Annotated in this window: 27 protein-coding genes; 10 read left to right on the forward strand and 17 right to left on the reverse strand. The window is 61.5% G+C overall.

From position 1 onward, the window contains the following. Window positions 1-188 precede the first annotated feature (188 nt). The 5 genes from ACW9H9_RS22645 to ACW9H9_RS22665 all read right to left on the reverse strand — a co-directional run bounded on the left by ACW9H9_RS22645 (window position 189) and on the right by ACW9H9_RS22665 (window position 3,917). The gene (locus ACW9H9_RS22645) at window positions 189-572 is read right to left on the reverse strand and encodes a DUF7079 family protein (protein ID WP_457345469.1); all 384 of its coding nucleotides are present in this window, start codon (window positions 570-572) and stop codon (window positions 189-191) included. Then, window positions 557-1,339 (reverse strand): hypothetical protein, encoded by a 783-nt coding sequence (locus ACW9H9_RS22650; protein WP_457345467.1) that lies wholly within the window; start codon window positions 1,337-1,339, stop codon window positions 557-559. The genes ACW9H9_RS22645 and ACW9H9_RS22650 overlap by 16 nt, the downstream gene beginning before the upstream one ends. 10 nt (window positions 1,340-1,349) lie before the next feature. Then, the gene (locus tag ACW9H9_RS22655; protein WP_457345465.1) at window positions 1,350-1,895 is read right to left on the reverse strand and encodes a PAAR domain-containing protein; all 546 of its coding nucleotides are present in this window, start codon (window positions 1,893-1,895) and stop codon (window positions 1,350-1,352) included. 191 nt (window positions 1,896-2,086) lie between these two features. Next, on the reverse strand, window positions 2,087-2,554 hold the full coding sequence (locus tag ACW9H9_RS22660) for a cupin domain-containing protein (RefSeq protein ID WP_457345463.1): 468 nt from the start codon (window positions 2,552-2,554) through the stop codon (window positions 2,087-2,089). Between the two features lie 154 nt (window positions 2,555-2,708). Continuing rightward, on the reverse strand, window positions 2,709-3,917 hold the full coding sequence (locus ACW9H9_RS22665) for an MFS transporter (protein WP_457345461.1): 1,209 nt from the start codon (window positions 3,915-3,917) through the stop codon (window positions 2,709-2,711). Between the two features lie 229 nt (window positions 3,918-4,146). Between ACW9H9_RS22665 and ACW9H9_RS22670 the strand changes: the two genes are divergently transcribed. From ACW9H9_RS22670 to ACW9H9_RS22690, 5 genes are all read left to right on the forward strand, one after another. Further along, complete coding sequence (locus tag ACW9H9_RS22670) at window positions 4,147-5,808, forward strand: protein kinase domain-containing protein (RefSeq protein ID WP_457345459.1); 1,662 nt, start codon at window positions 4,147-4,149, stop codon at window positions 5,806-5,808. A 172-nt stretch (window positions 5,809-5,980) separates the two neighbouring features. Beyond that, window positions 5,981-6,538, forward strand: coding sequence for a cytochrome b (locus ACW9H9_RS22675; protein WP_457345457.1), 558 nt, complete (start codon window positions 5,981-5,983; stop codon window positions 6,536-6,538). A gap of 44 nt (window positions 6,539-6,582) precedes the next feature. Beyond that, window positions 6,583-7,134 (forward strand): tetratricopeptide repeat protein, encoded by a 552-nt coding sequence (locus ACW9H9_RS22680; RefSeq protein WP_457345456.1) that lies wholly within the window; start codon window positions 6,583-6,585, stop codon window positions 7,132-7,134. Between the two features lie 96 nt (window positions 7,135-7,230). Further along, window positions 7,231-7,686, forward strand: coding sequence for an RNA polymerase sigma factor (locus tag ACW9H9_RS22685; protein WP_457370439.1), 456 nt, complete (start codon window positions 7,231-7,233; stop codon window positions 7,684-7,686). Continuing rightward, complete coding sequence (locus tag ACW9H9_RS22690) at window positions 7,683-8,450, forward strand: anti-sigma factor family protein (protein ID WP_457345452.1); 768 nt, start codon at window positions 7,683-7,685, stop codon at window positions 8,448-8,450. The genes ACW9H9_RS22685 and ACW9H9_RS22690 overlap by 4 nt, the downstream gene beginning before the upstream one ends. A 2-nt stretch (window positions 8,451-8,452) precedes the next feature. On the opposite strand, the gene ACW9H9_RS22695 is transcribed toward ACW9H9_RS22690, so the two are convergent. The 5 genes from ACW9H9_RS22695 to ACW9H9_RS22715 all read right to left on the reverse strand — a co-directional run bounded on the left by ACW9H9_RS22695 (window position 8,453) and on the right by ACW9H9_RS22715 (window position 12,093). Further along, window positions 8,453-9,481, reverse strand: coding sequence for an AraC family transcriptional regulator ligand-binding domain-containing protein (locus ACW9H9_RS22695; protein WP_457345450.1), 1,029 nt, complete (start codon window positions 9,479-9,481; stop codon window positions 8,453-8,455). A gap of 26 nt (window positions 9,482-9,507) precedes the next feature. Then, entirely contained in the window at window positions 9,508-10,329 is an 822-nt protein-coding gene (locus ACW9H9_RS22700) for an SDR family NAD(P)-dependent oxidoreductase (protein WP_457345448.1), read from the reverse strand. 147 nt (window positions 10,330-10,476) lie between these two features. Further along, a complete protein-coding gene (locus tag ACW9H9_RS22705) occupies window positions 10,477-10,848 on the reverse strand; it encodes a helix-turn-helix domain-containing protein (RefSeq protein ID WP_457345446.1) in 372 nt (123 codons plus the stop codon). Between the two features lie 3 nt (window positions 10,849-10,851). Next, on the reverse strand, window positions 10,852-11,154 hold the full coding sequence (locus ACW9H9_RS22710; RefSeq protein ID WP_457345445.1) for a type II toxin-antitoxin system HigB family toxin: 303 nt from the start codon (window positions 11,152-11,154) through the stop codon (window positions 10,852-10,854). Between the two features lie 84 nt (window positions 11,155-11,238). Beyond that, a complete protein-coding gene (locus ACW9H9_RS22715; RefSeq protein WP_457345443.1) occupies window positions 11,239-12,093 on the reverse strand; it encodes a hypothetical protein in 855 nt (284 codons plus the stop codon). 178 nt (window positions 12,094-12,271) lie between these two features. Here ACW9H9_RS22715 and ACW9H9_RS22720 point away from each other — a divergent pair, with 178 nt between their 5' ends. Beyond that, window positions 12,272-13,174: a LysR family transcriptional regulator gene (locus ACW9H9_RS22720; protein WP_457345441.1), complete on the forward strand. Its 903-nt coding sequence runs from the start codon at window positions 12,272-12,274 to the stop codon at window positions 13,172-13,174. On the opposite strand, the gene ACW9H9_RS22725 is transcribed toward ACW9H9_RS22720, so the two are convergent. Together ACW9H9_RS22725 and tcuC are read right to left on the reverse strand one after the other, a co-directional pair. Then, window positions 13,166-13,924, reverse strand: a complete 759-nt coding sequence (locus ACW9H9_RS22725) for a substrate-binding domain-containing protein (RefSeq protein ID WP_457345440.1) — start codon at window positions 13,922-13,924, stop codon at window positions 13,166-13,168. The two genes, ACW9H9_RS22720 and ACW9H9_RS22725, sit on opposite strands and share 9 nt — an antisense overlap. A gap of 12 nt (window positions 13,925-13,936) precedes the next feature. After that, window positions 13,937-15,232, reverse strand: a complete 1,296-nt coding sequence (gene tcuC / locus ACW9H9_RS22730) for a tricarballylate/proton symporter TcuC (protein ID WP_457345439.1) — start codon at window positions 15,230-15,232, stop codon at window positions 13,937-13,939. A 438-nt stretch (window positions 15,233-15,670) separates the two neighbouring features. Here tcuC and ACW9H9_RS22735 point away from each other — a divergent pair, with 438 nt between their 5' ends. Further along, window positions 15,671-15,817, forward strand: coding sequence for a hypothetical protein (locus tag ACW9H9_RS22735; RefSeq protein ID WP_457345437.1), 147 nt, complete (start codon window positions 15,671-15,673; stop codon window positions 15,815-15,817). Window positions 15,818-15,880: 63 nt separating this feature from the next. Here ACW9H9_RS22735 and ACW9H9_RS22740 read toward each other — a convergent pair whose 3' ends face one another. Continuing rightward, window positions 15,881-16,057, reverse strand: a complete 177-nt coding sequence (locus ACW9H9_RS22740; RefSeq protein WP_457345435.1) for a hypothetical protein — start codon at window positions 16,055-16,057, stop codon at window positions 15,881-15,883. Window positions 16,058-16,184: 127 nt separating this feature from the next. Between ACW9H9_RS22740 and ACW9H9_RS22745 the strand changes: the two genes are divergently transcribed. Beyond that, window positions 16,185-17,120, forward strand: coding sequence for a LysR substrate-binding domain-containing protein (locus ACW9H9_RS22745; protein ID WP_457345433.1), 936 nt, complete (start codon window positions 16,185-16,187; stop codon window positions 17,118-17,120). Between the two features lie 120 nt (window positions 17,121-17,240). Further along, the gene (locus ACW9H9_RS22750) at window positions 17,241-17,603 is read left to right on the forward strand and encodes a 5-carboxymethyl-2-hydroxymuconate Delta-isomerase (protein WP_457345432.1); all 363 of its coding nucleotides are present in this window, start codon (window positions 17,241-17,243) and stop codon (window positions 17,601-17,603) included. A gap of 10 nt (window positions 17,604-17,613) precedes the next feature. On the opposite strand, the gene ACW9H9_RS22755 is transcribed toward ACW9H9_RS22750, so the two are convergent. From ACW9H9_RS22755 to ACW9H9_RS22770, 4 genes are all read right to left on the reverse strand, one after another. Continuing rightward, a complete protein-coding gene (locus tag ACW9H9_RS22755; protein ID WP_457345430.1) occupies window positions 17,614-18,549 on the reverse strand; it encodes a LysR family transcriptional regulator in 936 nt (311 codons plus the stop codon). Between the two features lie 139 nt (window positions 18,550-18,688). Continuing rightward, window positions 18,689-19,876 (reverse strand): cyanate transporter, encoded by a 1,188-nt coding sequence (locus tag ACW9H9_RS22760; RefSeq protein ID WP_457345428.1) that lies wholly within the window; start codon window positions 19,874-19,876, stop codon window positions 18,689-18,691. Window positions 19,877-19,988: 112 nt separating this feature from the next. Then, entirely contained in the window at window positions 19,989-21,431 is a 1,443-nt protein-coding gene (locus ACW9H9_RS22765; protein ID WP_457345426.1) for an aldehyde dehydrogenase family protein, read from the reverse strand. Next, window positions 21,428-23,053 (reverse strand): 5-guanidino-2-oxopentanoate decarboxylase, encoded by a 1,626-nt coding sequence (locus tag ACW9H9_RS22770; RefSeq protein ID WP_457345424.1) that lies wholly within the window; start codon window positions 23,051-23,053, stop codon window positions 21,428-21,430. Before ACW9H9_RS22770 ends, ACW9H9_RS22765 begins: the two co-directional genes overlap by 4 nt. Window positions 23,054-23,164: 111 nt before the next feature. Here ACW9H9_RS22770 and ACW9H9_RS22775 point away from each other — a divergent pair, with 111 nt between their 5' ends. Further along, window positions 23,165-24,043, forward strand: coding sequence for a LysR substrate-binding domain-containing protein (locus ACW9H9_RS22775; RefSeq protein WP_457345422.1), 879 nt, complete (start codon window positions 23,165-23,167; stop codon window positions 24,041-24,043). Window positions 24,044-24,046: the final 3 nt, after the last annotated feature.

The following is a 24,046-nucleotide window of genomic DNA, read 5'->3' on the forward strand; positions in this document are numbered from 1 at the left end:
ATGAGGCCCCCTCTTCAATTCAATGACCGTGTTGCACTCGGTTCCTGCAACCGCCCTCTTTAAAGCCAAAGCAGCCTGTCGTTAGAGTTAATATTTATCATCGTTAGTGCTAATTTGGTCGTGCTTGATTTTAGTGTGGTAAGTATCAAAAAATTTAGTGGCGAATAAAAATTGTCGATGGCGTCAGTTTAATTGTGTTGCTGAAATTGGCTGCTTTGGTAGTGTCTGGCTATTTCTAACCAAATATAGTTATAGCGATAACGAAGCCATTTGATGAATAATCTATCCAGCTGGCGCCGAAAAAAACTTTGCTTTCGTGCTTCAAGCATTTTTTCAATGTCGAATTCTAATTCTTTTCTGTTGAAACAAAGCCATATTGTGGGGAGAATACTCTCAAGATTAGAGTGGCAAACGGGCGCGACCTCTGAATAAAGGATGTTTTTTATTTCCGCCATGTCAAAATTTTTTATCTGTTTTACAATCGCGGCGTAGTCAACTTCGTTATCAACGAATGCGTCCGACAATGCCCATCGTATGTCTGCTCGTTCTTGTTTGCTTATAGAGTCTTCCATTTGGAAAACTCCTCTAATTCTTCATCCAGACTATCGGCAGCCATACTGCCAGCAATACCGCCGGCAATGCTGCCAGCAAGAACTATCGCTACGGCACATACCAAAGCACCAGGGCCGCACAGTGCTGATACGCCGAGGCCTGCGAGTCCACCACCAGCGGCGCCACCGCCAATGATTATGCTTTGTCGAGCCGTTTCCTTTACTTTGTTATCTGCATTCATGATTTCATAAACAGCAAAAGTTGCAGTGATAAGAATGCCAACCTTCCCCATGAGTCTCAATTTTTTTGTGACGTTGCTTACAGCGGCATTATCGCGGCCGGATGACTCTAGGATTGAATAATGAACTCTGTTTTTTTGTTCTGCTGTCAGTTTGTTATATTCGATCTTTTCTGCACGCAGAGCATATTTGTCGAGAGTTTCCTGTAGCGTTGGTGGGAGCTTCTTTTTTCGCTCTGCAAAAGCCAGGCCTTGAGCAGAGGTAAATTTTCGATGTTCCAGCATGATTCGGTTGCGCATTTCCTGGCAAAACTCGACTCCCTCACGAGCGCTAATTTTTCCTGCGATCACTTCGGCTTTAGTCTCAATCGATATGCGTTTGATATTGCTTATATAGTTGGCGCGAGTTTTTGCATCGGATATTGCATCCATTGAAAATCTAGTTGCAGCGCCTTCCATGCCGGCAATTGCCATGTCTAATGGGGAGTTCTCTAGCGTGTGTGCCTTTTGAATAACGTAACTGCCAGTTACGAGTAAAGGTTCAGACATGAAATGTTCCTTATTTCAATGCTGCATTAAGAAGGGTATCGAACATGGATTCACCATCCATTTCGGATGGAGTGCCGAAGTCGAGTTTTTGGCAGACCCTTCCACTAGTGTTGGCGAATTTCACAACGTTATTTGCATCGAACACGCCCGACATGGATGTCCCGTCTTCAAAGTGCGCGATGCAGGTCAGGTCCTTATACGACTCAGTTGCTGGAATGCTGAAGCTGATCCAGCTCGAGAGGATATTCATGGGGGTTGGAGGGGTGAACGGGGCGGGTGTGTGTGAGTCACCGATGATCACTGTGCCGGAACCTCCAATCACGATGTTGCCGTGAGTGCCGCCACTGCTCTGTAATGCGGCATTCTTGCCGTTAATGAACACTGTCGAGGACAGTCCCGAAGACAAAGCACTACCGCATGTGCAGGTATCGCCTTGGCTAGCAGCTGCAAGTCCATCGAAGAAGACGTTGGGGGAGCCTGTAGCAATTGCTTTTGGGCCGTGCCCAGGAATAGGGCAACTGGTTGGATCGGTGATACGTGCGGCTGGCTTTGCCATGCTTGACTCCCTGTCAACGAATTTACTAGGGCCGACTGTATCAGACTTGCATGGACCGCAGCTGTGGAAGAAGTGTTCGAGTGGCGCCTGGAGAGCTGGAGGTGTATGTCGGCGCCGAATCCGGACCGGATGTATCTCAAAAAAGCCCTACACCTCAATAACCGCAGGGCTCCTGCGCCTCTACCGTCGACTCAATGCCCCGCCGGAAAATGCGTGTCATATTCCAAGCTAAGCGCCACCGCCTTGGCCGGAGTAAACCCACCGCCGCTTGCCAATTCGTCGATCGCCTTGAAATACCGGTCCTGCCCGCCCGGCAAGGTCCAATCCAGCATGCGGGCGGGGGTGGTGCCGATGTTTTTGAAGCTGTGGACGGTGCCGCGTGGAATGAACAGCAAGGTGCCAGCGCCTACGGTTTGTTCGGCGCCATCGACGCGGACGCTGTAGGTGCCCTCCACCACAAAGATGAATTCTTCCTGTGAGTGGTGAAGATGGTCGGGCGGGCCTTCGCCGGGGTTGTGGGTGGCGATGAGCACGGAGGTAGCGCCGCCACTGGCTTCGGTGCTCAGCATCAGCCGTATATCCAGGCCGAATGGGCGCAGGGGCGTGGCGTCTTCGGGGGTTACGATCAGCGGAATCAGCGGCGAGTGTGATGTGCTCATGGTGTCCATCTTGCTGTTATCGACCGAGTGGAAAGGGGCCTGGGAAGCCCCCCTCGTTAATAACAAAACGCTTGATGGCCCGCTTTATTCCCGGCGTATACCGCAGGGCATAAAAACGGGGGGCGATGGTAGGAAATCGCCCCGTCAGACCCCGTCAGGCTGGCTGCGCTGCCAAGCTGTTGCTGACTTTGCGGCCCGCCACCAGCACGATCACAAAACCGACGCCCACCAGTGCCGTGGCCAGGCTCAGCAGTACCGCGCTGCCCATCTGGTCGACGATCCGCCCGCCAAAGAACGAACCCAAGGCAATGATAACCTGGAACAAGGCGACGAACAGCGGCATGCCGCGTTCGACGTCCTGGGGGGCGACGACGAACATCCAGATACTGGCGCAGGCCGGGAAGGCGCCAAAAGCGAAGCCCCAGAGGGCGATAAGCATTCCGGCGCCGGTCAGGCCGGTGGCGAAGTGAGGGAACAGTGCGGTGCTGGTGCCAATCATCACGGCCACAAGCAGCAGGGTGTAGCGCACGCTGCGGTTGGCGGCGAAACCGGCAAAGATGTTACCCAACACCCCCGCCACGCCAAACAGCAGCAGCAACGAGCCGATGGTGGGGCCGTCGAAACCGGCGCTGTTCTTGAAGAAAGGCGCCACATAGGTGTACGCCGCAAAGTGCGCCAGGCCGATCAGCAACACGGCGATCAGCCCGACCCGCGCCCGTGGGTTGATAAACAGGGCCGGCAGGTCGCGGATGAGAATGGCTTTTTCCGGGTAGAGCCGGGGTAGCAGCAAGACCTGCGCCAACAGCACCGGCACACCCAGCAGGGCGGTGGCCAGGAAGGTCATGCGCCAGCCCATCAGGCCGCTGAGCCAGGTGCCCACGGGCACACCTAGGACGGTGGCCAGGGTCACGCCCACCATGATAATCGACGTGGCCTGTGCCACCCCGACGCCCTTGGGGGCCAAGCGGCCGCTGAGGGCGATGGCGGTCGCCCAGAAACCGCCGATGCTGATGCCCAGCAGTACCCGGCCGAATAACAGGAGGTTGAAGTCACTGGCAAAGGCCACCACCGAGTTGGCGATGATCATGATCAGCGTCAGGCCGATCAGCAGGTAGCGGCGGTCCATCTTGCCAATAAGCACAGACAGCAACGGCGCGGCCAGGGCGCCCATGATACCGGGCAGGGTGACCATCAGGCCGGCGTGGCCCGCACTGATACCCAGGTCGCTGGCGACGTCGTTGAGTACGCCGACCGGCAGAAACTCACTGGTCACCAGGGCGAAGGCACCCACGGCGACGGAAAGTATCGCGAGCCACTGCTGTTTGACACTCTGTTGATCATGTTCGGGTAGGCCGCTTGGCATGGTGTTGTATTCCGGGGTAAATGTCGCCTGAAGCCAGACGCGGGGAAAATTGAGAGGCGATTATATAAATCAGCGGCGTGTAACACGCAGGCGAGCCGTTCGATAGTAATCATCAGCGCCATCAATGAGGCCCGCTGATACATAAAAGTGAACCGTACGTCAGCGCAGAGGGAACGCGAATCCGGTGGCAAACCACCCACTCATTTCAGACTTATTCAGGAGTCGCGCCATGCCGCCGGTCGACCAGAGCTCTCTCAGTGTTTCTTTGCCCCCCTCTCACTCCACGGCGCCCGCACCGGCAACCCTGCCAGCTGGGGCGTTGAAGTTGCCGGGGCACGCTGGCTGGGTCAACCCGCAAGCCTTGGGCTGGCTCAAGGAGGGGCCGCATGGCGCCACCGGGCAGGCAATTATCCACGCCATTGGGGCCGGGAATATTTTCCCGCAGGGTAAAAGTGGCCCCTCCACGGTGTTCAGTTCACCGGCCGTATCCGGCACCGATGGCAAGACCTTGCGTCCGGTATTGAGTTTCTCGCCGGTCAAGGGGGCGGGTGACGAGCCCCGTGAACTGGCGCTGGATCATGTGCAATTGCAGCGTGACGACGGTCACCAGGAACAATGGTCGGCGCCACGGCAACCCGCGTCGGGCGAGCGAGCGGCGCCCCCCCCATTGGCACCCGTGCCCCAACAAGGTGGGCCCGCCAGTACGGTTAAAGCGGGCCCGGCGCCCAGGCCCGTGGCACTCAACTCGGTGGTCACGCGCTTGCAAAACCCCACCGCGCCTTCGGGTGGCGCGCCGCTTGGGATGTCGAAAAAGCGCAAAAATGTACCCTCGTTGTCCGCAGGCGAGATGGGCAGGGCGAACAAGCGCACCAAGTACGCAGACTCGCTGCCCGCCGCGCTGCAAGACAAAAAACTCACCTTTGCGGCGCAGCGTTTTGGTGCTGGCAGCAACGGCGTGGTGTGCGGGTTGTCGGTGGACGGCCAAGTGTCGAATAACTTTGTGGTTAAAACTGCGCTGATGCAGGGCGATCGACCCAGTGAAGCGACCATGGACATGCTGCGCAAAGAGATTGGCTTGAACCAAGAGTTGGGCCGAATCAATAGCCTCAAGCCGATGCCTGGGATTGTGGTCGGCGCCGGTTCGGCAGAGTTGGAAAATCAACTGTGCCTGATACTGCCGCGCGTACACGGCGGCGCCATGACCCATCACATTGACGCGTTGTATGACGATTGCCTGGCCGGCAAATCGTCGCCCGCTGACTTTGCACACCAACTGCGTGAGCAAATAAAACCGGTCATCGACAGCATGGCGGTGCTGCACGAGAACGGCTTCATCGTGAACGATTTCAACGCTGGCAACCTTTTGCACGACAGCACAGCCAAGCACGGTAAGTTGATTGACTTCGGTTGCGCCGGGCATACCGGCGATTTCGTGAAGCCGGGTACGGTGGGCACCATCGCGCCTGAACGCATCGAGTCATCCGAACACGCCCCGCAAAGTCCTGGCCCGCGCAACAGGCCGTTGATGCCAGCCTCGGATGCTTACTCCATGGGGTGTGTATTGCATTTTCTGGTACACAACCGCTACCCGACCTGGAGCGACAAAGCGGCAGGGCTTAGCGATGAACAACAACTCCACGAATTGAGCGCCAGCACCGAGGCGTTCTTGAACCGTGGCAGTTTGTTCCCGGACGCTCACGCTGCGCTCAACCGCGACCTGCGCAGCACTGAGCATCCCCTGGCGGAAAAACAGCTGCGCGAACAGCTCAATGCAGCGGGCTTTTATGAGCTGGTAGAAGGGCTGACACGCCCCGATCCGGAAAAACGCCTGACGTTGGCCCAGGCAATGGACAGCCGCTTCCTGAACCCTGCGCCTGCGGCACGCCCGTAACGCCAGTGGTTAACCCCGTACATCGCTGCACAGAAAAGCCTTGGCACTGAAAAGTGACAAGGTTTTTTCTTTTCCGGTGTTTGCCGGGGCAGCACCCGCAAATTATTTGTGCGGGTGCCGAATAACTTCTCCCGCTGCCGTGTTCAGTACACAGACCACACAGAGAACGCCCATGAACACGCCCACCGACCACTACGACCGCCTGACTCGCCTTTTCCATTGGCTCACCGCTGCCCTGGTGATTTTCATGTTTGCCAGCGCCCATATCTGGGAAAACCTGGAGCGGGGCACGCCGCTGCGCAAAGGCTTGCAGTCGGTGCACATCTCATTGGGGATTGCCATGGCGGTGCTGATTGCCGCGCGTATCGTCTGGCGACTGATCGGTGGCAATCACCCTCGGCCCCACACCCCGGCGGTGGTCAATCTCGCCGCGAAAGTGGCGCACGGCTGTTTATACCTGTTGTTGCTGGCGCAGGTGATGCTCGGGTTTCTGTTTCGCTGGGCGCAAGGTGAGCCGTTCACTTTTTTCGGTTTGTTCCCCGTTTCGGCGCCGCTGGTCATCGACCGCGAGTTGCGCGGCACCCTGGGTGGCCTGCACAACAACGTGGCGTGGGCCATTATTTTGCTGGCCGGGGTGCATGCCATCGCAGCGCTATGGCACCACTACGTCATGCGCGACGGCACGCTGCGCCGCATGCTGCCTGCGCCCCGGCGTGATGTTCAACACTGATTTCTGCTGCTGTACTCCCCCCAACGTTACGGAGCATGACAACCATGAGTAATCGTCACGAACACGCCATCAGTTCCCGCACCGCGCTGTTTTTTGGCGCCTGCCTGGCCGCTGCACTGCTGGCTGGCCAAGCCCGCGCTTCGGGTGACGAGCCCGCGCCGCCCAAGCCTAACTGCCCCAAAGGCCAGGTCTGGGACAGCAAGACCGGCAAGTGTGCGCTGCAAACCAGCAAGGCCACCTCTGATGCCGACCGTACCGACTATGCTTACCGCCTGGCCAAGCACGGGCGCTTCGAGGAAGCCCTGACGCTGCTGGACACCCTGCAAAACCCCAACACGGCCAAGGCCCTGAACTACCGCGGCTATGCCACCCGCAAGCTGGGACGTACCGACGAAGGCATCGGCTATTACCTGCAGTCGGTGGCGCTGGACCCTAACTACGCGCAAGTGCGTGAATACCTGGGCGAGGCGTATGTGATCAAGGGCCGCGTTGACCTGGCCCAGGAGCAACTGGTGAAAATCAAAGCCCTGTGCAGCACCACCTGCGAAGAATACGAAGACCTGGCACACGCCATCGCCACCGCACCGCAGGCGTGATACCGGTGAGCCGAAAGCCGGGAGGCGGTCATCGCCAATGACGTTGATGTTCGCCGCGAGCTAGGCCCGCTGTTGCCCCGTCTGTGGCGATACGGGTTGTTGCTGTCGCGAAAAAAACACCTGGCCGATGACCTGGTGCAGGCCACCTGCGTGCGGGCGTTGGAGCGTGCTGGCCAGTTTGTGGCTGGCACGCGGCTGGACCGCTGGCTGCTGGCGATCATGCACTCGATATGGCTCAACGAACTGCGCTCGCAACGCGTGCGGCAAGGGCGCGGTTTTGTGGATGCCGAGCAAGAGTTGTTTTTTGACGGCGAAAGCCAGGCCCAGGAACACGTGCTGGCCGCGCAGGTGATCCGGCGCGTGAACGCGTTGCCGGATGCCCAGCGTGAAACGGTTTTTCTGGCCTATGTCGAAGGGCTTTCGTACAAGGAAATTGCCGAGGTTCTGACGATCCCCATCGGCACGGTCATGAGTCGGTTGGCAGCCGCCCGCTTAAAACTGGCTGAAACCACACGCGTCCCGTCGGACGTATCAAGCGGAGAACGACGATGACTCAACTTTCCTCCCCGTCGGATGAACTGTTGGTGGCTTATCTGGACGGTGAAGTGGCCCCCGAACAAGCCCGGGTGATCGATGACCTGCTGCGTACCGACCCCGCCGTTGCCGCGCGCCTGGAGCATTTGACCTGTGGCGATTTGCCGATCAAGGCCGCGTTCGACTCACTGCTCGACCAGGCCCCGACCCAGCGCTTGCGAACCCTGCTCGACGCGGTGCCTTCCACGCAAACGCCAACCCTGAGTCGGCGCCGTTTCCTGGCGGTGGCGGCAAGCTTCGCCGTGGCGGGCGTGGTCGCCGACCGTTTGTTCATGAGCCGGGCCCGCCCTGCGCCCGGTCAGGGCTGGCGTGCGTCGGTCGCCGAATACATGGCGCTCTACACGCCCCAGACCCTGGAAAACCTCAGCACCGACCCGCTCTCCCATATCGCTCAACTGAGTTCGGTGGGGCGCCAACTCAACTTGCCGCTGACCCCCGACGCCGTCAGCCTGGCGGGGGCGGACTTTCGTCGTGCGCAGGTGCTTGACTACGACGGCGTGTTGATCGGCCAGTTGACCTACCTGGACCCACGTCACGGCCCGTTGGCGCTGTGCATCACCGCCGCCCGCACAGGCGCGGTGGCCATGGCGACCGAACAGCGCCGGGGCATGAACGTGGTGTATTGGTCCAGCCCGTCTCATGCCTTCATGTTGATCGGCAGAAATCCGTTCGACGCCTTAGAGCGCATGGCGCAGGGTGTCGAGCGCTCGTTACCGGGCTAGGTTCAATGACGGGAGGAGGGCGCCTGCAACGCCCGCCAGCGTGCCGGGGTCGTGCCTTCCCACGTACGAAAGGCGCGGTAAAACGAGTTGGTGTCTTCGTACCCCACCAGGCAGGCGATTTCATCGATTTCCACCGACGGCTCGCTGAGTAGATGGCGCACCATTTCTTGACGGGTCTCCAGCATCAGTTGCCGAAAATGCGTGCCCTCTTCGGTGATGCGCCGTTGTAACGTACGTTCGCTCATACCGAGTTCCCGAGCCACCTCGACCATCTCGGGACGCCCGCTGGCCAGGGTGCGCTTGAGCACCGCCTTGACCTGCTGGCTCACCGTTGCCGCCGCGGTCGCTTGGGCCAACGCCGTCACCAATGCCGGGTTCAGCAGGGCCAGCAGGTCCGGGTTATGGCCTGGGAAGGGCCGGGCCAGGTCATTGGCGTCGAGCACCAGGGCATTGCGGGCGGCGCCAAAGCGCACGGGGCAGCCGAAGAACTTGGCGAGTGTGCCGCTGCCATCATCGGCGCGGGCCAGTTCCACCACGCGCGCGTCGATCGCCGTGGCGCAGCCCCGCCGACCCAGTTCGATCACCGAGGCAAACACCGCGTCAACCAACAGCGGCGGTGGCGGCTGCGGGGTATACAGCCAGTCAACGGTGACGGTACAAAGGCCGCCGCCTTCAACCAGCAGCACACGCTCGCCCGTGCACAATTGCTTGAACCGGGCCAGGCGGTGCAGGCCGTCGCGATAGTCGCGTGCGATAAACGCGGCAAAGCTCGACGGTGGCAGCGACGTGACTTCCAGCCCCGAGGCCAGTAAAACGCCGGCTGCGGGGTCGGGGTTGAGCGCGTGTATGGCGTCCCACAGGCGAAACAATTCCTGGGTGTTCACATGGCGCCGGTCGCGCCGCTCGCGCAGGTTGAGGGTGACCGGCAGCCCGGCCTGACGCAGCACGGCCGCCGGTGCCAACCCGATCGTGCCCAGGCCCTGCCAGAACACGTCCGGGATATTGAAGCGGGGTTGGCGCGCCTCAGGCATGGATCACCTCCTTTCACACCGTGAAATCAATCCGAGGCCGACACACTGAGGTCACGCCATTTTTCGTCGCTGGCCGCCAGGGCTGCTGCTGCGGCTGCACCGTAGTGCACGGCATCACTGCCAATCAGCAGGCGCAGGGGCGCATCGTCGCGCAGCGCCAATTCCAGCAAGATCTGCGCGACCCTTTCAGGGCCGGTCACCAGAATACCGGGGGTGTTTTGCAAATCAATCAGCGCGCCGATCGTTTTTTGGTAAGGCTCACTGATTGGCGGCACCTTCATCGACACACTTGCCCATTCGGTGCGCATGCCGCCAGGTTCCAGCACGGTGACCTGAATGCCCAACGGCCCGACTTCCTGCGCCAGTACGGTCGAAAAGCCGCCCACCGCCCACTTCGCGCTTTGGTAGGCCGAAAGCCCGGCCATGCCGATACGCCCGCCAATCGACGATACCTGGAAGATATGGCCATGCCCTTGGGCGCGCATAACGGGAACCACGGCTTTGCTGACGTACACCACGCCATAGAAATTGGTGTCGATCTGCGCCGAAAAATCCTCCAGCGTCACGTCCTCAAGCGCAGCGAGGTCGCCGTAGCCCGCGTTGTTCACCACCACGTCAAGGCGCCCAAAATGCGCCACCGCAGCGTCCACCGCCCGCACCACCTGGTCATTGCGGCTCACGTCCAGCGCCAGCGGGTAAACCGCGTCACCGTAGCGGGCCACTAGCGCCTGCAAGTCGCGGGGGTTGCGGGCGGTGGCCGCGACCCGATCGCCGGCCTGCAACGCCGCTTCGGCAATAGCACGGCCAAGGCCACGGGAACTGCCGGTGATAAACCAGATTTTGGACATACGCACACCTTTTCGTCTGAGGCTGCATGAGCAGCGGGTCAACGAATGATGGCCAACGGGCGCTGTTGCGACACTAGCGGAAGGGTGCCAGACGACTTGCACATTGCGCCAAAAAACGGCGCAAGGGCTGTTTGAAACGGTGTGGCGTCAGGCGGTCTTTACCGGCTTGATCAAGCTTTCTGCCGGGATGCCAAACATTTCGTGCAGCTTCCAGATCATGGGCAGTGTGAGCGCACGTTTGCCGTTGAGCACTTCATACACCCGGTTTTGCCGGCCGATGGCGGGCACCAGGTCGGAGGGTGAAAGGCCCGATTGCTCCATCCGGAAACGTATGGCGTCCACCGGGTTGGGCAGGTCGATAGGGAAGTGTTTGTTCTCGTAGGCTTCGATCAGGGTGAGCATCACATCAAAGTAATCGCCCTGCTCTGTGCCGGGCTGCGGCTCGTTGTCGAACAGCGGGGAGACAGATTTCAGCGCGGCTCGGTAGTCCTGTTCGGTATGGAGGGGACGGATATTCATGGGTTACTCCGTTTCGACGGTATCGGCATTGATCGCGTCGTACTGTTTGTGGGTTCCGACGAATTTGATGTAGAGCGCGCCATAGCGGTACGCCACGGCAACGATGAGCCGGTAATCGTTGCCTTTGATGTTGAAGACGATTCTGCGGCTCTTGAGAACGCTGGCAGTGCAGAACTGTTCCTTGATCTGTGCAGGTGTTGACCAGTTGGCCTTTCTCGCCTCGTCAATCCAGGCGAGGAGCGGTTGTTCTGAGTCCGGGTACTGTTGCCAAAAAGACTTGAGTTGGCTGATCGCGATAATTCTCATGGGGACCCTAGTCCCGCAGTGGGACTTGTGCAAGCGAGCGCTGATAGAAGGGCGAGTGGTTTCCTGAGTCGGCAGGTGTCTTTTTCAGTCAGCCGGAACCAATTCCAACACCCTGTCACGCCCCCCTTCGGCCACCAGATAAGTCCCTTTCCCGGTCGGCACAATCGACTGCGGCGCCTTCAGGAACGAAAGAATCGTCTGTTGTTTTCCCGCCGGGTCCACCAGCAGCAAGCGTGCGCGGTGGGTCGAGTCTTCGTTGATCCATAGCCCGCGTTCATCGCACATCAAAAACGTCGGTTTGTTGAGGTGGGCCAGCACCACCGGGTCGCGGCCGTCGTCGGTCAGTTCGCGGATGACGCCTTTCTTTTTCTCGGTGTAGAGCAGGCGGCCGTCGGTGCAGCGGGTGATCGACTCGCCTTCGTTCAACTGGTCACACAGCACGCTCAGCGTCTGGTCACTCCAGCGGTAGCGCAGCAAGCGCCCGTGCTCCTTGCGGTCTTCGATGGCATACAGGTCGTCGCCTTCGCTCCACAAGCCTTGCACGTATTCGCCTTTGAACAGCTCGGTGACGGCACCGTCCTTGAGGAAGCTGACCGGCGCATCGGCCGATTCCTGGCTGAACACCCAGCCGCCACGGGTGGCCACCATGCCGTCGGGTTTGGACAGTTTGCCCACCACCACTTCACGGGCGCCGCTGGGCAGGATGCGCACGATGCTGCCTTTTGCGTCGTCCAGTTCTTGGCTGACCATCAACGCCCCATCCGGTAGGGGCATCAGGGAGGCGGCTTTGGGCACGTCACGGTGTAGGACCTGATAACGCCAGCCGTGGGCGGCCTGCACCGGGTAAAAACTTTGCCAGGCAAAAAAGCCCAGGGTGGCGCAGAGGAGCAGGCCGATAAATCCCAGGCCTGCCTTGAACATTTTTACGGTTTTATTCATTAAACGAGGTGCCAGTAACGATGAGTGAATAGAGACGTGCGGGGCAGGCACAGTATCGTTTGCCGACGTGTGGCAGCAAGTTGTTCACGCGCCGTGCCTGTTGCGGGGTCGCGCCAATGGCATCGCGCTATCCCCCGTACGATAATGCCAGCTGTCTCTGACCACCAATGGCCCGCCCGTGATCATCAACTTCGACCTCAACGACCTCCAGGCCTTCCGCGCCGTCGTGGACAAGGGCAGCTTTCGCGCCGCCGCCGAGGCCATCCGTATCTCCCAGCCGGCCCTGAGCCGTCGCATCGAAAAGCTTGAATCGGCGCTGGACGTCAAGCTGTTCGAGCGCACCACCCGCCGCGTCAGCCTCACCATGGTGGGCCGTGCCTTCCTGCCGCAAGTGGAGCGCATGCTCGATGACCTCGACGTGGCGCTGATGGGCATCAGCAACGTCGCGTCCACGCGCATGGGCAATGTGACCATCGCGTGTGTGCCCTCGACGGCGTATTACTTCATGCCCCACGTGATCTCCGAATTCCACAAGCTCTATCCGAAAATTCGCGTGCGGGTGCTCGATGCCAGTGCGGGCGAAGTGTGTAACGCAGTGGAAAGTGGCGAGGCGGATTTGGGCGTGAGCTTCAGCGGCAGCCTGGCCGACGAGGTGGAGTTCGAGCTGTTGTTGCAGGAGCGCTACGTACTGGCCTGCCGACGCGATCATCCGTTGGCGGGGCGCGCCAGTGTGGCGTGGGCCGAGGCCTACGAGCATGAGTACATCACGGTGGACAAGACCTCCGGCAACCGCTTTTTGCTCGACCAGGCGCTGCGTGGCGTGCGGGTGAAGAAGCCGAGTATCTGCGAAACCCACCACGTCACGACGATGATCGGGCTGGTGGAGGCGGGGCTGGGGGTGGCGATGGTGCCGTCGATCGCGATGCCGGCCAGCACTCACCCGATTCTGGTGAGTGTGCCGCTGGTGGAGCCTGAAGTGCTGCGCAATGTGGGGTTGATCAAACGCCGCGGGCGCACATTGCCGCCCGCGGCGCTGGAGTTGGAACGGCTGGTGCGCGAGATGCCGTTTCGGTCAGCGTGACACCGAGTCCAGGCCGGTGGATTGCACCACCGGCTGCGCCTGGGGCGACGCCAGAAAGCGCAGCAGCGCCTGGGCTTCGGCTGGGTGTTCGGCGTTCACCGGAATGCCAGCGGCAAAACGGGTGACGGACTGCACGTCTTCGGGGATCTTGCCTACATAGGTCACACCCGCAATCGGCAACAGTTCAGACACCTGCTGTAGGCCCACCTCGTAATCACCCTTGGCCACCTGCGAGGCCACCGGGATGCGTTCGATCATGGTGCCCTTGGCCGGGATGCCGAGCTTTTTGAACAGCTCCTTCTCCACATACACACCGCTGGCGCTGTCCGAATACGCCACGGACTTGGCCTTGAGCAGCACCGCTTTGAGTTGCGCGTCGGTGCCGATCAGCGGCTTGGCGGCGCCTTCCTTGACCACCAGGCCGATGCGCGAGTCCGCCAGTTCCACACGGGACGCCTTGTCGACCTTCCCCTGCTGGATCAAGTCGTCCAGCGCGTAGCCCACCATAATCACCACATCGGCGTGTTCGCCACGGGCCAGGCGGTTGGGAATCGCTTCCGGCGCCTTGCCCATCGACGGGCCGAGAACGGTATCGAGGGTGTCGCCGCTCTGGGCCGTGTATTGCGGCCCGAGCAGTTTATAGGCGGCGGTGAAGCCGCCCGAAGTCATCACGGTCAGCGATTGGGCCTGCACATTCAGTGCCCCAGCGCCGATCACCAGTGCCGTCAACGCCTTGAACAGTCTGTTCATCGGGATGACTCCTCAGGCTGCTTGGAAACGGGCGCTGTTGGCGCGGCGGTACAAGGCCAGTGTCGCGCCCAGGGCGCACAGCGCGGCGAACATCAGCCAGTAGGCCGGTGATGCCTTGTCTTCGGTGGCGTGGATGAACCAGGTGGAAATCGCTGGGGTAAAGCCGCCGAAAATAGCTGTCGCCAGGCTGTAGGCCAGGGAGAAGCCCGCCACGCGCACTTCGGCCGGCATGATTTCGGTCAGGGCCGGGATCATTGCGCCGTTGTACATGCCGTACAGGAACGAGAACCACAGCAGGGTTTCCAGCATGTGGGCAAAGCTTGGGTTCTGTACGACGTAGGACAGTGCTGGGTAGGCGGTCAGCACTGTCAGCGTGGTCATGGCGATCAGTACTGGCTTGCGGCCGAAACGGTCACTGAGGGTGCCGCCGATTGGCAGCCATACAAAGTTGGACACGGCCACCAGCAACGTCACCAGCAAGGCGTCGGCGGTGCTCAGGTTCAGCACGGTTTTACCAAAGGTCGGCGCATACACGGTGATCAGGTAAAAGGCGGTCGTGGTCATGGCCACCATCAGCATGCCGGCGATCACCACGGTCCAGTTCTTCACCAGGGTGGCCATCACTTCACGCATGCTCGGACGGTGTTGGCGCTGGCTGAACGCTTCGGTTTCCTGCAGGTTGCGGCGCAGCACAAAGATGAACGGTACGATCACGCAGCCCACGGCGAACGGCACGCGCCAGCCCCAGTCGGCCACATCGGCAGGCGACATCCACTGGTTCAGGCCGTAACCCAGTGCGGCTGCGACCACGATGGAAATCTGCTGGCTGCCTGACTGCCAGGCGGTATAGAAACCCTTGCGGCCCGGGGTGGCCATCTCGGCCAGATACACCGACACACCGCCCAGTTCCGCGCCGGCAGAGAAGCCCTGCAGCAACCGGCCCAGCAGCACCAGCAACGGTGCCCACAGGCCAATGGTCTGGTAACCCGGCACCAGCACGATCAGCAGCGTGCCGCTGGCCATGATCGAGAGGGTCACGATCAAGCCTTTGCGACGACCCACGTCATCGATGTATGCACCCAGGATCACCGCACCCAGCGGGCGCATCAGGAAACCTGCGCCAAACACGGCAAAGGTCATCATCAGCGAGGCGAATTCGTTGGCGGACGGGAAGAACGCGGCGGCGATATAGGTGGCGTAAAAGCCGAACAGGAAGAAGTCGAACTGTTCGAGAAAGTTGCCGGAGGTGACGCGAAGTACCGCGCCGACTTTTGAGCGGGCAGAGTCAGGCCGTGAAGGGTTTTGCATGTGTTTGTGTCTCCAGCGTTCTTTTTAAAGTGCTTGTTTCGCTTAAGACCGTGGATAGTGGCTGACACATTTAGAAATGATAAGTGAGTAATTTACATGAATTAATGCGCACTCGTTATCAATTGGCAAAGGGCCGCCATGGGGGCGGCTGGTTTTACCCGTTGAAACGCCTTGATGAAGAGGGCCGTCAAAAATAGTGCTAAATCGTTTCATCTGTCACCAAGAGCATTAATGGACGCTGCGATTGCCTCCCTGATACGCTCACACACTGATGACTAAAAAGAATAGAAGCCGGGTGCAGGGTTTGGCGGCCTCAAGGAGGCGCCGTTGCACCGCTGTCTTTGGGGAGCGTGCAGTGCCTGGCGTGCCAGCGTCGGTTGTACATCTGTGTTCTATGCTCTTCTAGGTGTTACCAATTCTTACGGACGGGAGGTGGTTATGACCGAAGCATCCAAGCCGCACGATGAGGCTGAGCAAGAGCGCGCCAGGCGGCGTCGCGAAGAGGAAAAGCCGCAGACCTGGAAACACCCGGACGATGGCACCGAGCTGTCGGAGCGGGACCAGGAGCGCCCGCTCAAGCCCTGAGTGCACGGGGCAACGGCGCGTGTGGGGCCGTTCCTCGCGCGCCGTCGCTCCCTCGCACAGCGCTCATATCAGCAGCCAGGCATGAAACCCTGACGCCAACACCAGAAACGCCGCCACTGCGGCCAGACACAATCCTACAAAAAACCGCAACAACGTACGGGCGGTGGGGTGGGTAATGAATTTGATGGCCCAGAGCAGGAACCCGGCAAGCAGGGTGCTCAAGGCAAAAATGACCAACACGGTAGCGCTCTCGATAACCTTTGAGCTGTCTTATAGTCCCAATGGCCCGGGTTGAACAGTGCATGCGTAGACGCCGCCTGCGGCGCTTCCTACACTGCCCGCTGTCTTGGGGAGTAGGCAGGCGCCAATGAATCGCAATGAATTACGCAAGGCCGACATCAACCTGATGGTGGTTTTTGAAACCCTGATGCTTGAGCGCAACGTGACCCGGGTCGCCGAGAAGCTGTTTCTGGGGCAGCCCACCATCAGTTCGGCGCTCAACCGCTTGCGGACGTTGTTCAACGACCCGCTGTTTATTCGCGTCGGCCACCGCATGGAGCCCACCGCGCGGGCCGAAGAGATCATCAAGCACTTGTCGCCAGCCCTGGACTCACTCTCGTCGGCCCTGAGCCTGACCCACGATTTCGACCCGTCTATCAGCACCATGACCTTTCGCATCGGCTTGTCGGATGATGTCGAGTTCGGCCTGCTGCCACCGTTGCTGCGTGCCTTGCGCCAGGAAGCGCCGCAGGTGGTGTTTGTGGTGCAACACGCGGACTACTGGCGCATTCCCGACCTGCTGGCTTCGGGCGACATCACCGTGGGCATCACCCAAACACGCGGTCTGCCGGCCAACGCCAAGCGCAAGTTGCTGCGCCATATCCGCCCGAGCCTCTTGCGCGCCGATGCTTCGGACACGCCGCTCACCCTCGACGAATATTGCTCACGCCCCCATGTGCTGGTTTCCCACACGGCCAACGTGGCCGGTTTTGCCGACGAATGGCTGGCGGAAATCGGACGCAAACGCCATGTGGTGTTGTCGGTGCCGCAATACAGCGCATTGCCTGCGCTGCTGGCTGGCACCGACCTGATCGCCAGCCTGCCGGACTACACCGCCCAGGCCATGGCCGCATCAGGCCACCTGTTCTGCGAGCCGTTTCCGTTCGATACCCCCACGCTTGACCTGTCCATGGTCTGGCTCAGCCACGTGGACACCGACCCGGCCGAGCGCTGGATGCGTTCGCGGCTGGAAGCGTTCATGAGTGAGCGGGCGGTGTTGCCCGGCGTTGCAGAAAACCCCTGAGCCACTCCGCTGCCGGACGCATTGGCCTGGGCTGACGCAGGTTTCATGTTGAAAGCGGCGAGGCCTGGCCGCTGCTGTGGTATATCTCAGGACCTTTCCTACAACAGTCCGGAGCTTTTCATGCCTCATCTGCATCTGGAATACACCGCCAACCTGGCCGACCTCGAGGTAGAGAGAACCCTGCTGCGCCTCAACAATGCGTTGATGGCGTCCGGGCAGTTCGGTGCCGAGGCAGACATTAAAAGCCGGGCGCGTAAAGTCGAGCGTTTCCAGGTGGGCACCGCCCTGACGCCGCGCGGTTTTATCGCGGTGAAACTGTCGTTGCTCAGCGGGCGTTCGCCCCAGGTTAAAAAGCAGCTCTCGGAAAGCCTGTTGGCGGCCTTGCAGGATCACGGCGAATGGCCGGAGGGTGTGCAGGTTCAGATCAGTGTCCAGGTGGTGGACATGGATCGCGAGTCCTACAGCAAAGTAGTCATCGGCTGACGTGCTGGGGTTATAACAACCCCGGCTCGCCGCACACCTTCACCACCTGTTCCCTGAACCACGCGTTGGCCGTGGGCTGCGCGCTGTGCGCGTGCCACTGCATGTCCAGGGTGAACCCCGGCAGGCCGTTCGGGGCTTCGCAGTGGCCGAACACCGAGGTGTCCGCCAGCAATTTGTGCACCCGGCGCGGCAGGCTCACGATCAGGTCGGTGCCGGCGATCATTTTGAGCGCCGCGCTGTAGCTGTTGGTGCGCGCCACAATGTGCCGCCGCAGCGCCTGGCGCGCCAGCCAGCCGTCGATCATGTTGGTGTCGGAGGTCCAGGGCGTGGCGAACACGTGTCGGCGCGCCACAAACGATTGCAGGCTGAACGCCGGTTCACGCGGGGCGCACTGTTTGTCGAAGACGCACACCAGGTCGTCCTCCAGCAGGATCTGCGTCTTGAAGTCCTTGTGCTCGCGGTGAAAGTGCGGGCCGAAGCAAATCACCAGGTCCAGGCGGCCTTCGCGCAGGGCCTCGGCGGGAATGTCGGTTTCCAGTTTGTGCACATTGACGATCACCGGCAGGTCGGCGTGATCAAGGTTTTTGAGCAGGCGGGGCAGGATCAGTTGTTCGAAGTATTCCGGTGCGCACACGTTGAAGGTGACGGCTTGTTGAGTGGGGTCAAACGCCTGGCTGCCGGCATGGCACAGGTTGATGCTCTCGAGGATTTTTTGCACATGGCCGTACATCGTGGTGGCTTTGTACGTAGGACGCATGCCCGCCCGGGTGTTGATAAACAACTCGTCCTCAAAACTGGTGCGCAGCTTTTTCAGGCTGTAGCTCACGGTGGACTGGCTGACAAACAACGTTTCGGACACCTCGGTGACGCTGTTCTGATCGTAAACAGCGATAAACACCATCAGGTCCTGCATATCGAGCTTTCTAAGCAAGTTGCTGTTTAGCATCCGTTCCGTCCATCGACCGCTTGTACCGAGCTTGGTACAACACACGCCAAAATGTTAACGGAACGCCCGCGCCATTAGAAACAACCGTCGGACGTTTCTATTGGTTGTGTGAGACAAATACTGTTTTGAACACGACGTGTTAGCGCATATGCCGGGCGTAATGGCGGGGATCAAAGCGCAGCACCATCACCAGCATCACCCCCATTACGGCAGCCAGTGACCACCAGGCCCCTTCAAAACTGCCCAATTGATCGCGGATCACCCCGGCGATCAACGGCGACAAACCGGCGATCAGGTAACCGATGCCCTGCACAAACGCGGTCAGGCCACCGGCACGGCGGGGGTCGTCGAGGTGGTCGAGCGACAGGATCAGGCTCATCGGAAACAACCCGCCAATGCCCAGCCCCAGCAGGCACGGCCACAGCAGGCTCAGCTGCTGCGGCGACAGGATGAGGCCGCAGAAACCGGCGATGATCAACACCAGCAACACCGCCACCACGGCGCGTTTGTCCTGGCGCCGGTTGGCGATAGCGGGCGTGACAAGGCCGGAAATCACCTCCATGGCCGTCAGAAAACCCAGCAACAAACCGGCGTTTTGTTCGCTCCAGCCCTGCTCCACGTAGTACGGCGCCAACCACGCCAGCACGCAGGTGTAGGAAGCAGTGCCCAGGCCAAAAAACACCGCCAGCAGCCACGCGCGACCGTTGCCAAAAAAGGATGCCTGCGCACCCGCACCGGCCTGTGGCAAGGCGGGCAACACCGCGCGTTGCGCCGTCCAGCACAGCAGCCCCAACACCGCCAGCACCGCCCACGCCGCAAGGCCCATGCGCCAGCTGCCTGTGTGCACCTGGATAAACGGCGAGAACGACGCGGCCAACGCGGCCCCGCCCATGATCGCCGTGACATACAGCCCCATGAACAGCGAAACGTTGTCGTGAAAGCGCGACTTGATCAGCGCGGGCATCACCGCTTGAATCAGCGCAATCCCCACCCCGGCCGCCACCGCGCTCACGATCAACTCGGCGGCCGAATCCAGAAACAAACGTGACCCCGTGGCCAGGCCGATCACCAGCAGCGAGTACACAATGCTGCGGTGTTCACCCAGGCGCCTGGCCACGGCCATGCCCAAAAACATCGCCAAGCCCATGGCCATCACCGGCAGCATGGTCAGCAAGGCGGCGGTGCTGAAACTCAGTGCCACCTCGCCGCGGATCGACGACAACAACGGGCCGACCGCCGCCATCGACGGGCGCAGATTCAGGGCGACCAGCACGACGCTGACCATCAGCCAGACGGCGGTCGCAGGTTTTGCGTGAACGTTTTCCATGAGCGGGCCTTGGGTAGACAAGGGCGTCATTAGGCCGCGCAGGGGGAGGGGGGGCAAATCAGAAAGTCGTTGGAGGTATTGAAAAAATGCGCGCTTCAATACCTCCCGTTGGCTACACCGCCCGGATCACGTGCTTGATCTCCTGGAATGCCTGCAAGCCCCACGGCCCCAGCTCGCGCCCGATGCTGCTCTGCTTGTAACCGCCCCAGGCCGCCTGCGGGAAAATCACCTGCGGCGCGTTGATCCACACCATTCCCACCTGCAACGCATTGGCGACGCGCTCGGCCGCTTCAGGGGCGCGGCTGACCACGCTGGCCACCAGGCCGAACTCGCTGTCGTTGGCCAGTGCAACCGCCTCGGCCTCATCGCGCACACTGCGGACACACAGCACCGGCCCGAAGATTTCCTCGTTCCACAAGGCGCTGTCCAACGGCACCTCGGTAAACACGGTGGGCTGGATGAAATAACCGTGGGGCAGGCCTGCCGGGCGCCCGCCGCCGCACAACAGGCGTGCACCGGCCTGCACACCGCGCTCGATATGGCCGAGGACCCGCTGGTACTGCGCGCGGTTGACCAGCGCGCCCATTTCCACATCGTCCGCCAGCGGGTCCGCCACACGAATGGCCTCGGCCCTGGCCTGCACGCGGGCAAGAAACTCGTCGGCCACCGCCTGTGCGACCAACACCCGGCTAGTGGCCGAGCACATTTGCCCGGCGTTGAAGAAACCACCGCCGCAGGCCAGTTCCACGGCCAGGTCCACGTCGGCATCCGCTAGCACCAGCAGGGAGGATTTGCCGCCCAGTTCCAGGCTCACGCCCTTGACCGTTTCGGCGGCGCGCTGCATCACCTGCACGCCCACCGCGTTGCTGCCGGTGAAGGAGATTTTTGCCACCCGCGGGTCGGCCGCCAGCGGCGCACCCACGGCCAGCCCGGTGCCGCACACCAGGTTGAAGACGCCGGCGGGCAGGCCCACGGCGGCGATGATTTTCGCCAGTTCCAGCTCTGCCAACGGCGTGACTTCCGACGGTTTGAGCACCACACAGCAGCCTGCGGCCAGGGCCGGGGCGAGCTTCCAGGCGGTGGTGACCATCGGGAAGTTCCACGGCACGATCAGGCCGACCACGCCGCTTGGCTCACGGCGCAGGCGTGCGCTGAAATCCTCGCTGGGCAGCGCCACCGGGCAGTCTTGCGTCGCGTCCAGTGCATCGGCCACGCCTGCGTAGTAGTCGAAAGTGGCGATCACGTCGTCCACGTCAATGCCCGCCTCGAACAGCGGCTTGCCGTTGTTGCTCGCTTGCAGGTGCATCAACCGCTCGCGGTGTTCACGCACGCCCTGGGCGATGTGGCGCAGCAAGGCGGCGCGATCGCGGCCGGTGCTTTTTGACCAGGACACGAAGGCGGTGCTGGCGGCCTCTACCGCCCGCGCCACGGCGCCCGCATCGCCCAGGCTCACCTGCGCCAGTGGCGCCTCGGTGGCCGGGTTGATCACCTCGATCACCTCAACCCCGGCTTGCCATTGGCCGTTGATATACAGCCCGTTCAACACTGCGCTCATACCGCCACCTCGTTCATCCATTGGTCTTGATTGATCTCGATCAGTGTCGGCCCCTGACGGTCGGTGGCCACTCGCAAGGCATCACGCAACGCGTCGAGGCCCTGCACGCTGTGGGCCGCGCAGCCCAGCGCCTTGGCCACGCCGATGAAATCAGGGGTGAAAATGTCCACGCCCACCGGCTCGATGGCGCGGTTGACCATGTATTTCTTGATCTCTTCATAACCGCGGTTATTCCACAGCAGCACGATCACCGGCGTGCGGGCTTCCACCGCGCTGGCCAGTTCCGGCAGGCTGAACTGCAGGCCGCCATCGCCGATCAGGCACACCACCGGCGCGCCGTTGCCACGCCCCAGCCAGGCGCCGATGGCCGCGGGCAAGGCGTAGCCGAGGGTGCCGTAGCCAGTGGACGAGTTGAACCAGCGGCGCGGGTGGTCCAGGTTCAGGGTGAGGTTGGCGCTGTACACCGGCTGGGTGGAGTCGCCGACGATCACCGCGTCCGGCAACGCTTGCAGCACGGCGTGCACGAACTGGGTCTGGGCACGGGTGGCGGCGTCCCAGGTGGGCGCAAGCTCGGCCCACAGGCGGGCGACCCGCTGGGCGCCCCATTCGCTGTCGCGGCTGGCCAATGGCTGGCGCTGCAGGTCGGCCAGCAACGCCTGTGCGGCGATGCGGGCGTCAGCCACCAGCGCGACCTGCGGCGGGTAGTTGCGCACGGTCTGGTCGGCGTCGATGTCGATGCGCAGCAGGGCGCCGGGGATCTGGAAGCCGCCAGCGAAGGTCACGTCGTAGTCGGTTTCGGCCAGTTCGGTGCCGATGGCCAGTACCACATCCGCCTCGGCCACCAGGGCGCGGGTGGCCACCAGGGTTTGGGTGGAGCCGATCAGCAACGGGTGCTGGCTGGGCAACATACCTTTGGCGTTGATGGTCAGGGCCACCGGCGCGCCGAGCAGTTCGGCCAGCCGGGTCAGCTCGGGGGCGGCGTCGATGGCGCCGCCGCCCGCCAGGATCAACGGGCGTTTCGCGGCCGCGAGCAGGCGGGTCATCTGCGTGACCGCCGCCGGTGCGGCGCCTGCGCGGGCCACGCTGACCGGTTCACTGGCCAGCAACGCGTCGGCGTTTTCCACCAGCACGTCCAGCGGGATCTCGATGTGCACCGGGCGCGGCCGCCCGGCCTGGAACAGCGCAAACGCCCGGGCCAGCACGCCCGGCAATTCGGCGGCCGACATCAACGTATGGGAAAACGCCGCCACGCCGCTCATCATCGCGCCCTGGTTGGGCAGCTCATGCAACTTGCCGCGCCCGCCGCCCAACTGGCTGCGCGACTGCACGCTGGAAATCACCAGCATGGGGATCGAGTCGGCATAGGCCTGGCCCATGGCGGTGGTGATGTTGGTCATGCCAGGACCGGTGATGATGAAGCACACGCCGGGCTTGCCGCTGGTGCGTGCGTAGCCGTCGGCCATAAAGCCTGCGCCCTGCTCGTGGCGCGGGGTGACGTGGCGGATGCTGGAGCGCGCCAGGCCCCGGTAGAGTTCCACGGTATGCACGCCGGGAATGCCGAACACCTGGTCCACGCCGTAGCCTTCCAGCAATTTGACCAATACTTCGCCGCAGGTCGCCATTGTCGTCGCTCTTATTGTTGATAAAGGCCGGTATTGGAACGGCTGGCCCGTAGCGGCAACAATCGATAAAAAGTCATACTCGCCATGTCCTCACGTCATGGCTCGCCTCCAATGAAACGCCTCCCGCCCTTACCGGCCCTGCACACGTTTTGGGTGACCGCCCAATGCTGCAACTTCACCCGCGCCGCCGAGCAATTGCACATCACCCAAGGGGCGGTGAGCCGCCAGGTGGCGGGGCTGGAAAGCCATCTGGGTTACCCGCTGTTTCAGCGCCAGGCCCGAGGCTTGCGCCTTACCGATGAAGGCCGCGAATGGGCGCAGCGGGTGCAGCAGGTATTTGGCGTGATCGGCGAGGCGGTGGAGCAGATCGGCAGCCGCCGCGAAACCCTGCAACTCAAGGCCTCCACCTGCGTGATGCGCTGGCTGCTGCCGCGCCTGATGCAGTGGCAACAGGAACGCCCCGACGTGCCGGTGGAGCTCACCACCACTGTGGCCTACACCGTGGACTTTCACCGCGAGCAGTTCGACGCCGCCGTTATTTATGCGCCCCTTGCCGAACAGTCGGCCCAGGCGCGGCATTTGTTCGACGAGCAACTGACCCCGGTGTGCGCACCGGCCTTGCTGGCGGGCCTGCGCACCCCGGCGGACTTGCAGCAACAGGTGCTGCTGCACCCCACCCGTGACGAGCGGGATTGGGCTTTGTGGCTAAAGGCGGCCGGGACGCGCCTGAACAACCTGGCTCAGGGGCATCATTTTGAAACACTGGACTTGGCGATGACGGTGGCCTCGCAAGGTTCCGGGGTGGCAATCGGCGACCGCGCACTGATTGGCGAGGATTTGAAAGCGGGGCGGTTGGCGACGCCGTTTGAATTGAAGGTGCCGACCGGCATGGGGTACTACCTGGTGTACCCCCCGGCGACGGCGCCTTCACCGGGGCTCGAGGCCTTGATGAGCTGGCTGGTCGGCCAGGCACAGGCTTGCAGGCCCTGAGGC

This window comes from Pseudomonas sp. SDO5215_S409 (assembly GCF_054071325.1).